General features: G+C 61.9%; 11 protein-coding genes and 1 tRNA gene. 7 read left to right on the top strand and 5 right to left on the bottom strand.

Annotated features, from left to right (window positions below):
• Positions 1-155: DUF3606 domain-containing protein (locus tag EOA60_RS08190; protein WP_128311228.1), on the bottom strand; the 155-nt coding region annotated here is incomplete at its 3' end.
• Positions 156-1,048: 893 nt separating this feature from the next.
• Complete coding sequence (locus tag EOA60_RS08185; RefSeq protein WP_128311226.1) at positions 1,049-1,399, bottom strand: hypothetical protein; 351 nt, start codon at positions 1,397-1,399, stop codon at positions 1,049-1,051.
• A 275-nt stretch (positions 1,400-1,674) separates the two neighbouring features.
• Between EOA60_RS08185 and EOA60_RS08180 the strand changes: the two genes are divergently transcribed.
• Both EOA60_RS08180 and EOA60_RS08175 read left to right on the top strand, forming a co-directional pair.
• Positions 1,675-1,914, top strand: a complete 240-nt coding sequence (locus EOA60_RS08180; protein WP_127214800.1) for a hypothetical protein — start codon at positions 1,675-1,677, stop codon at positions 1,912-1,914.
• A gap of 89 nt (positions 1,915-2,003) precedes the next feature.
• Positions 2,004-2,597 carry an SOS response-associated peptidase family protein gene (locus EOA60_RS08175; RefSeq protein ID WP_127335515.1) on the top strand — a complete coding sequence of 198 codons (594 nt, stop codon included), beginning with the start codon at positions 2,004-2,006 and terminating at the stop codon, positions 2,595-2,597.
• Positions 2,598-3,111: 514 nt separating this feature from the next.
• On the opposite strand, the gene EOA60_RS08160 is transcribed toward EOA60_RS08175, so the two are convergent.
• Positions 3,112-3,336 carry a hypothetical protein gene (locus EOA60_RS08160; RefSeq protein ID WP_127214792.1) on the bottom strand — a complete coding sequence of 75 codons (225 nt, stop codon included), beginning with the start codon at positions 3,334-3,336 and terminating at the stop codon, positions 3,112-3,114.
• Between the two features lie 90 nt (positions 3,337-3,426).
• Here EOA60_RS08160 and EOA60_RS08155 point away from each other — a divergent pair, with 90 nt between their 5' ends.
• Both EOA60_RS08155 and EOA60_RS08150 read left to right on the top strand, forming a co-directional pair.
• Entirely contained in the window at positions 3,427-3,774 is a 348-nt protein-coding gene (locus EOA60_RS08155) for a hypothetical protein (protein WP_127214790.1), read from the top strand.
• Positions 3,743-3,928: a hypothetical protein gene (locus EOA60_RS08150; protein WP_127335513.1), complete on the top strand. Its 186-nt coding sequence runs from the start codon at positions 3,743-3,745 to the stop codon at positions 3,926-3,928. The genes EOA60_RS08155 and EOA60_RS08150 overlap by 32 nt, the downstream gene beginning before the upstream one ends.
• A 99-nt stretch (positions 3,929-4,027) precedes the next feature.
• Here the strand turns inward: EOA60_RS08150 and EOA60_RS08145 are convergent.
• Positions 4,028-4,104, bottom strand: a tRNA-Pro gene (locus EOA60_RS08145).
• A 200-nt stretch (positions 4,105-4,304) separates the two neighbouring features.
• On the opposite strand from EOA60_RS08145, the gene EOA60_RS08140 reads away from it, so the two are divergent.
• The 3 genes from EOA60_RS08140 to EOA60_RS08130 are packed head-to-tail and all read left to right on the top strand — an operon-like array spanning position 4,305 to position 8,727.
• The gene (locus EOA60_RS08140; protein WP_095823752.1) at positions 4,305-5,825 is read left to right on the top strand and encodes a phosphomannomutase/phosphoglucomutase; all 1,521 of its coding nucleotides are present in this window, start codon (positions 4,305-4,307) and stop codon (positions 5,823-5,825) included.
• A 10-nt stretch (positions 5,826-5,835) separates the two neighbouring features.
• The gene (locus tag EOA60_RS08135; RefSeq protein ID WP_095823751.1) at positions 5,836-8,073 is read left to right on the top strand and encodes an AGE family epimerase/isomerase; all 2,238 of its coding nucleotides are present in this window, start codon (positions 5,836-5,838) and stop codon (positions 8,071-8,073) included.
• Positions 8,074-8,076: 3 nt separating this feature from the next.
• Entirely contained in the window at positions 8,077-8,727 is a 651-nt protein-coding gene (locus EOA60_RS08130) for a hypothetical protein (protein ID WP_127335512.1), read from the top strand.
• Between the two features lie 24 nt (positions 8,728-8,751).
• Here EOA60_RS08130 and EOA60_RS08125 read toward each other — a convergent pair.
• The coding region (locus tag EOA60_RS08125; protein WP_128311223.1) for an aldehyde dehydrogenase family protein at positions 8,752-9,236 on the bottom strand (485 nt) is incomplete at its 5' end.

The following is a 9,236-nucleotide window of genomic DNA, read 5'->3' as shown; positions in this document are numbered from 1 at the left end:
AGGGTCTCGCGGTCATTTCCATGCCTGGCGATCAGCTCGCGGACCTGAGGGATCGAGAGTCCGAACTTGCTGGCGAAGTAGCCGACCTCATACTCCTGATCCCCCGACACACGGTCGCGATCGCGCGAATCGCGTTTGCTTTTGTCGTCCGCCATGGTTCTCCTCCTCTCTCCGGACTAAAAGGAAAGACTGACGAGGCGAGAATGTTCCTTCTATCCGCTTTCGGCGCTGCGCAGCAGCATCGACAAGTGCTCTCGATGCATCGGGGCGTCCAATCGCGTCGCCAAGCAGTTGCTGAAGTTTTGTTCACGACATCGTGAATTGGACCTACAGGCAGCGATCCCTTTGGGGTGTAGCCGTCAGGTGGCAACATGAAGCCCGTCGCGTACGCTCGTTGGCTGCGACCGGCTTTTAGCGCTTAAAGTCCTGGTGTCAGCGGCGAAAGGCGGCGCTGCAGACTTGCCCGTGCCCAAACGGGGCCAAAGGCCCGGCCTGCCAGCTATGGTCCCCGACGCCGCAGTCCGGCACCCTGAGAGCTGTCTGCTCGGCTTTTTATTAGCTAAGCCTTAGAAATGTTAATGTCAGTCGCTGCAAAGGGGCACATAATCTATATCTGCCCCGGCCCGTGACGGGGTAAGAGGCCCGGCCTGTTCCGCTCAAGTCGTCCCCCGACTCCCCCGCACGCAGGCCGGGTCGCCCTGTCCTAAGCCGAGCCCAGCGCCGTCTCTCCGATTTCTCTGTCCCGAACGGGAACATCCGGACCGGTAAGCGGTTGGGCCCCCCGCGGCACGGTTCGTTGTCCCAGTTCTATCGAGCCGTCTGATAAGCAAGCAGCGTAGCCCACTCGACCTCCCCTCGCGAGCGGGCTCTTCCATTTGTGGCGGTCTGGATGACCGTAACGGCTGGACGCAGCAAGAACTGATCGAGGGGCGAATGTCTATCACCGACGGCTGTCTTGACTCCCTTCGCCATCAGGTTTTCGGAGAACTTGAGAAGGCGTTTGAGCGACCCGGGCCCGTCTTCGGAGGAATGGCGAGAGGGTCCGCGGCTAGTGAAGCCTGCCCTTGGCAGGTTTGGCCGCCGACCCGCTGAAGATTTCTTTAAGTGCTTCCTCCAGCTCCAGCCCGAGCCGGAGCACGGGCTCAGGAATAGAGATCAGCTGCGTCTTCGCCGAAAACACCGAGCCGGCTTGTGAACCGGTCGGCTTCGACAGCAGTCGCGAAAGGTGTTTTCGCCGGAAGGCGTGAACTTCTTCCAATAGGCTTAAGAATCTCAGGGCGTCCGCCGTCGGCAAGTTTTGGCTCCTCAATCGGGCAATCCGCTCGCGCTGACGCGCAATGTGCCACTCGCCGTGTCGAACGAGCCGCTGCAACATGCTGATATGATCGTGGAGAAGCATCGCGCATAACGTCAGGGTACCGATGTCGTTCCAGAGGCGGCCCGGCAATCGCCCTTAAACACCACGGGTCCCATTTCGGGACACCAAATTCGCCGGGACCGGGCTCGCATACCAAGCCATTGCCGGTTGATCCCGGTAAGCTCGTCGGGCTTGAGGTTGTTGTTGGGGGCCTCGCCCGGCGAGTTGGGAAGTTAGGAAGGGATTGGATCTCGTGAGGCGTCCAGATCGGTCTCGCTCAGAAGCGGAACGGGTCGATCATTACGCCGTTACGACTGATGACGCTTGCTGACGACATTGAGATGGTGCGGGGACACGTTAGTCTAGGCAGACGACACATCGCCCAGCAGCGCGAGCGCGTAGCCGTGTTAGAACGCCTCGAATTGCCTACTGACAAGGCGCTCGAACTGCTCGATCTTTTCGAACGCATGCAGGACCTTCACGAAGTGCATCTGTCCAGGCTGTTGGCAAGAGCGGAGGATAGGAAAGCGGCGAAGATGCCGCCGCACATTTGTTGACCTCTCTGGGTACCACTGAAAGAACCGTTCCGCTCGGAGGTTCCCTCGTTCGGAGATCAGAAACCGCGCAGGACTGTAGCGAGACCGGTATGTGCAACGACTACGAGCAGCATGTCGCTTGGGCAGAGTACTGCCGACTGATGGAGTCGCTGGCTCTAAAGATCCCAATCCATCAGACCGAGCTCGATCTGCCGCAGGCTGACGACATCCGCGTCAACGACCCGGCTCCGATAATGCGCGTTGCCGGCGATGCAATCGAGCTGGCCTCGATGACATTCGGCTTTCCGCCGGCCGGTCCCAAAGGCGGGCCGGTTTTCAATTTCCGCTCCGAGGGCCGACAGTTTGGCAACAGCAAGCGCTGCCTGGTTCCCGCTTCCGCATTCTTCGAATTCACGGGAACGAAATATCCGAAAGCGAGACACCGCTTCACCCTGAACGGCGGGCCGTTCATGGCAATTGCGGGGCTTTGGCGGGAGGCGGCCGGCAACAAGCCGCCCAGCTTCACGATGCTGACGACAGATCCTGGGCCGGACGTCGCACTGTATCACAATCGTCAGGTCGTGATTCTTCAGCCGGAGAACTGGTCCGCCTGGCTCAACCTGACAAGGCCCGAACGTGAGCTGCTGCTGCCGCTTCCAGCCGGGTCGCTCGCGGTCGAGACGGTGAGGCCGGAGAGCTATTAGTTCAGATCGCCCGAGGGTTCGCGGACATGCCCGGGAGCCTCGCGCCTCTTCTCACGCAAGTGCCTGCACTGTTCGAGCGCGACCTTGAATGCCGCGGCAGCGAGATCGCATTTGTGCTTAGATGGGCCGTTGCTCTGGATCACAATTTCGGCCTGTCTGATTGTCAGACCGTGCCTGCCCGCAAACTCGTCTAGGTCGTAGTCTTCCTTCCAACACGACCGCTTCAAACCTTGCATTGTCGCTCCCATGATATCGAAAGGTGACGAGGCAACGCGAGACCGCTGATTAGGTTTCAGATTGGCGAAAAAAGGTGCCCGGCGCGTCTGACCTGTAATCCTTGCCGCTCTACAGGTAGCGTTCCCCTTCGCCGCGGTGCTCGAAACAAAACCAGTGCGACGGCTGTCTCGGGCGAGCAAACCCCCAGCCGGCATCTTTCTCGCAGCCCTGGTGCTCGCAGACATGACCGAGAGGACCTCGCTCGTGTGTCTGGACAGCCTCGCCGGGGCGTGTCGGCTCATCGCTCATTCGCCGGATCCTGTTCGAAATACTCGAGGATGATGATGTAACCGGATTCGACCCAGACCTTCAGGTCGTCGGGGAATTCACGGTTGGTGATTTCACGTTCCGGCTGCCAAATGACATTGACCACACGGCCCCCATTTTCTGCGGCCTCGTTGAGTTTCATGTGCAGCACCTTCGCGTCGTCGGGACAGGTCTCGATCGAATAGCGAGTTGGCATGGCATTCTGCTCTGTGTGACTTGGGAGACATACCTAAAAGATTCCACAGGCGGTCTTGACGATCAAGGAAAATGTTCCTCATTTGTTCCCATGCCAGAGACCTACGGCCCAAAGCGACGGGACTTTCCGCTGTCGAGCCTGAACGACACCATGCGCCTGGTGCGCGTGCGGTGCCGCTGTTGCAAGCGGCAGCACAACTACCATCCGTCGGATCTGATCCAGATCTTCGGCGATGTCGACGTCGACTCGCTCGCCTACCGCATGAAATGCGAGAACGGCGTCGACCACGGTATGCTCGATGTCGAGGCCTTCGTCCCGACCGGCCGCGAAGGCGTCGGCTTGCGCATCCGGCGCCTGGTGGCGATTAAGATCAACCGGTGCCGGTTTGGAAGGAGGAAGGTCCGAATTGACGAACGACCAATTCGAACGCGCGCTTGAGGCTCTGCTCGCGGCCGACCCCGGGCCGGTGTCGATCAAGGCCGGCGTAGCCGCGCTGCGCGCGATCGGGAGCGAGGAGCCGGATGGCGAGCTGCAGTCGCTGGTCGGAACGTTCGCGGCCGAGCGCCGCAGGGCGATACGCTTTGACCTCTGAAGCCAGCAGGGCGACGACCGTCATCGGCCTGACCCTGAGTTTCAGGTGGGATATCAGGTGGGAGGTAAAATCGAGAGGAAGCTAACTGATTGTTTTTTCTGGTCGGAGTGGCAGGATTTGAACCTGCGACCCCATCGTCCCGAACGATGTGCGCTACCAGACTGCGCTACACTCCGTGACCAGACGGCGGGCTTATAGCCGCCACTTTCCGATCCTGCAAGCGTCAATGGCTGCACTTGTGTCGCATTTCTCGGCTTTCACCCAGCTTGCCCGGATGGCATGCGATTTAGCCGTCGGATAAAGACCGGCTTAAAGGCTTTCGTGATAAGCCGCGCCCTTTACAGATCGGCATTCCGGCTCTCTGGAGTTTCGACCATTGACCTTCACGATTGTTGGCGAAGCCCGGTCCAACAGCTTCGAATTCGAGACCTCGGCGCTGATCAAGGCGTCGGGCTTTCGCGAATATGATGCGCGCTGGTGGGTCGGCCATCCCGGCTCGACCAAGGCGCCGGAGCTCAATTTGATCGGCGTCCAGGCGCTCGGCATGGGTCTGGGCACGCTGATCCGGCGCTTGGGCGTTGGGCCGGATATCGTCACCGGCCATGATTTCCGCTCCTATTCGCTGTCGATCAAGCTGGCGCTGGTCTCCGGCCTGATGGCGGCGGGCGCCCGGGTGAAGGATATCGGCCTGGCTTTGTCCCCCATGGCCTATTTCGCGCAGTTCGCGCTCGATACACCCTCGGTCGCCATGGTCACCGCCTCGCATAACGAGAATGGCTGGACCGGCGTCAAGATGGGGGCGGCGCGGCCGCTCACCTTCGGTCCGGAAGAGATGGGCGCGTTGAAGAAGATCGTGCTCGAAGCCGACTTCGACCTCCGCGGCGACGGTGCCTACGAGTTCATGTCCGGTTTCCGGGAGCTCTATGTCGATGATCTTACCAAGGGCAAACACATCTCGAGAAAGCTCAAGGTCGTTTGCGCCTGCGGCAACGGCACGGCTGGCGCCTTCGCGCCGGAAGCGCTGGCGCGTGTCGGCTGCGAGGTGATCCCGCTCGACGTCGAGCTCGACCATGCGTTCCCGCGCTACAATCCCAATCCCGAGGACATGCAGATGCTGCGTGCCATCAGCGAGAAGGTGCTGGAGACGGGCGCAGATGTCGGACTGGGCTTCGATGGCGACGGCGACCGCTGCGGCGTCGTCGACAACGAGGGGAACGAGATCTTCGCCGACAAGGTCGGGCTTATGCTCGCGCGCGATATTTCATCGTTCCATCCGGGCTCGGCCTTCGTCGTCGACGTCAAGTCGACGGGGCTTTTTGCCACCGATCATGTGCTCAGGGCGAACGGCGCCACAACTGACTATTGGAAGACCGGCCATTCCTATATCAAGCGCCGCGTTGCCGGGCTGGGTGCCGTCGCCGGCTTCGAGAAATCCGGGCATTTCTTCTTCAACCCGCCTATCGGCCGCGGCTATGACGACGGGCTGATCACCGCGATCGTCGTCTGCCAGATGCTCGACCGCAATCCGCGGAGCTCGATGGCCGATCTCTGCCGCGCGTTGCCGCTGACCTACGGTACGCCGACCATGTCATCGCAATGCCCCGACGAGGTGAAGTACGGCGTGGTCGACCGCGTCGTGGCGGATTTTCAGACGATGCACCGCGAAGGTGCTGACTTTGCCGGCCAGAAGATCGTAACGCTCATCACCGTCAACGGTGTGCGCGTCGTTGCGGAGGACGGCACCTGGGGCCTTGTGCGCGCCTCCTCGAACAAGCCCGAGCTTGTCGTGGTGGTGGAGAGCCCGGTATCGTCCGAGCGGCGCCGGCAGATGTTCGAAGCCGTCGACGCCGTGCTGCGCCGCAGTCCCGAAGTCGGCGCCTACAACCAGACCTTCTGACAGGGCAGCCATGAGCCAGCGCATCGTCAGTTTCGTCATGAGCGGCGGCGTCGGCTCGCGGTTATGGCCCCTGTCGCGCGAGGACAATCCCAAGCAATTCCACGACCTTTCCGGCGACGGTTCGATGCTGGCCAAGACCTTGCGCCGGCTGGCCGCGCGGCCTGAAGGGCAGACGCCGATCTTTCTCATCGCATCGGAGCGCCATGCCGACCGCGTCCATGCCGATCTTGCCGGCATTGATCTCGCCGGCGGCGGCCCATTGTTCGAGCCCACGGGGCGCAACACCGCCGCTGCCGTGGCGCTTGCCAGCCTGCGCACCCTCTCCGAATTTGGCGATGAGCTTGTTCTCGTGGTGCCCTCCGACCACGAAATCTCCACCGCGCGGCAGTTCTGGCGGAGCGTTGAAGCGGGTGCTGCGGCGGCGAGAACCGGTCGCTTGGTGGTGTTCGGGATTAAGCCGACGCAGCCCGAAATCGGCTATGGCTATATCGAGGTCGCGGCCGATCGCGACGGCGTGTTCGACGTCTCGCGCTTCGTCGAGAAGCCCGACCTCGCCACCGCGCGGGCTTATCTCGACGCCGGCAGCTTCTATTGGAATACCGGCATTTTCCTGTTTCGCGCCGGCGCCATGCGAGATGCCTTCGCCGCCTTCGAGCCCAGGATCTGGCAGGCGACGGAAGCCGCTTATCACGCGGCGACCAACGATCTTTCCGGGCTCTACATGCCGCTGGAACTTTACTCGGCGATCCCGTCGACCTCGATCGACTACGCTATCATGGAGCGGGCCAAGGACATCGCCATGGTGGCGGCCGGATTCCGCTGGAACGATCTCGGTTCGTGGCAGTCGCTGCTCGATGTCGGCCCGTCCGACAGCCACGGTAACGTCATCCTCGGCGATGTCGTCGCCATCGATTGCGAGAACTCCTACATCCGCGGCGACGGCCGGCTGCTGTCGGCCATCGGCATGAAGGACGTGGCCATCGTCTCGACGGCAGACGCCACCTTCGTGGCGCCGGTCAGCCACAGCCAGCACGTCAAGAAGATCGTCGAGCAGCTGGAGAAATCCGGCCGGCTGGAGACGAGGTTCACGCCGGCGCATGACCGCGTCATCGAGAGCGGCGCCTGGCGGCGCCGCGTTCGGCACTGGCTGTTCGAGGAGACGCTGCCGCTGTGGTCGAGGTCAGGCGTCGATGAGCGCCATGGCGGCTTCCATGAGGCGCTGGGCTTCGACACCGCGCCGTTGATGAAGCCGAAACGCATGCGCACGCAGGCGCGCCAGATCTATGCCTTCGCCGTCGCCAAGGAGCGCGGCTGGGACGGCCCGGCGGATCGGCTGATCGCTCATGGCCTTGACTTCATGGCAGGCCGGGGCCGCACCGACAAAGGCGGCTGGGTGCGCACGCTCAATGTCGACGGCTCGGTCGCCGATCCGGTCGAGGACGCCTACGACCATTCCTGCGTGCTTCTAGCGCTGGCGCACGCCCATATTTCGGGCCATTCCGACGCCTTGCGGCTCGGCGAGGAGACCTTTGCCTTCCTCGACGCCCATCTCGAGGACAGCCGCATGACCGGCTTCCTCGACACGTCTGGCGGCGAAGGCGAGCGGCGCTCCAATCCGCACATGCATCTGCTCGAGGCTTTTCTGGCCTGGCACCAGGCGACCGGGGAGCGCGCCTATCTGCGCCGCGCCTCGCGCATCATCGACCTCTTCCGCAGCCATTTCTTCGACGCCGAGAGCTGGACGCTGGGTGAATATTTCGACGATAGCTGGAAGCCAGTGGCGGGCGAGAAGGGCAGCTGGACCGAGCCCGGCCATCATTTCGAATGGGCCTCGCTGCTGATCGATTTCGCCGCGCGCAGCGGCCAGACCGACCTCAATGGTTTCGCCCGCAAGCTTTATGCATCGGCCGTCGCCAACGGCCTCAACCGTGCCACCGGTCTTTCCTATGGAGCGGTCTCGCGCCAGGGCCTCCCGCTCGACACGGTCTCGCGCAGCTGGCCGCAGGCCGAAGCGGTGAAGGCGGCGATCGCGCTCAATGGCGCGGGAGGGCCCGACCTCAAGCCCGAGATCGAGGCGCGCGTCGGCCGGCTGTTCCGCTGGCACATCGACCCGGCGCCGCTCGGCCTCTGGATCGACCGCATCGACGAGCGCGGCCGCTCGATGGCGACCGATGTGCCGGCCAGCATTTTTTATCACCTCGTTTGCGCGCTGATGCAGTATCTGGATGGGACGGCGGAGAAGAGGTGAGGCTTGAGAGAAGCGGACACCGGCGAATTTGTAGAAGTTCCGGGCGATACAACTCTCTGGAAGACGCAGGGCGTTGCGCCGCGAAGGATAGACCTTCCCTTAGAGGCCCGTGGCCGCTTTAGTTGGTACGCTCCCCTTTTCGGGATCGCCGCCGCGTTGGCACTGTCTTCCTCAGTGAAGTACTATTCTTCTGCCGTCCAAAACTGGCAAGCTGGAAATTCGCTCGATCGAGTGGCGTGGGCTGCTGAAGTATTCGGATGCCTCTTTGTCAGCGTCCTGTTCGTCGGAATGTTTGTAAGGGTGGTTTTGGATGCGGCGAATCCGGTCCCATTGCTCATTCTCACCAGGGAAACGTTGTGGGATAGGCGTCAATTGCATGAGCCGGTGCCGTGGAGCGCAATTGAATCCATTAGGGTCCAATCATTCAGGGGTACGCTCCTAGTTTACCTGCGACTTGCGCAACCTGTGCCAGTTAGAAGCGGACTGTTTCGACTGGGCGGGGCGCTGAGAGGCGGGTTGAAATCAAATATTCGAGTGTTGATTTCTCACCTCGATCAGAACGACGAAACCATTGCCAAAGTGCTTGCCGCTCTTGTCAGGAAGAATGGCGGAAAGGTCGAAGGATATTCAGCTTACGCATCCTACCAGCCATGAATCTTTCACGATCGAAAGCCGACTTCAGTAAGGCGCCGCCACATCCCCGGTCTCGACATAGACCGCCTTCAGCTGCGAATAGTGCGCCAGCGCCGCCAGCGAGTTTTCCCGCCCGATGCCGGACTGCTTGACGCCGCCGAAGGGCATTTCCACCGGCGTCAGATTGTAGGCGTTGATCCAGCAGGTGCCGGCTTGCAGCTCGGCGATCACACGATGCGCGCGCGGCAGGTCGCGGGTGAACACGCCCGCCGCCAGGCCGAAGTCGGTGTCGTTGGCGCGTTCGATCACCTCGTCCTCGCTGTCGAATTTGAGCACGCTCATCACCGGCCCGAAGATCTCCTCGCGCGCGATCCGCATGCCGTCGGTCACGCCGGTGAACACCGTCGGCTCGATGAAGAAGCCGCCTTCGAAGCCTTGCAGCGAGGGCACATTGCCGCCGCTGGCGAGCGTCGCCCCTTCCTCTCTGCCGGCGGCGATGTAGGAAACGACCTTGTCCTGCTGCGCCTTGT

Origin of the sequence: Mesorhizobium sp. M1A.F.Ca.IN.020.06.1.1 (genome assembly GCF_004023265.1) — a bacterium.
GTDB lineage: Bacteria > Pseudomonadota > Alphaproteobacteria > Rhizobiales > Rhizobiaceae > Mesorhizobium.
Note: the sequence above shows the minus strand (reverse complement) of the source record. Positions and strands in the feature narration are given on the sequence as shown.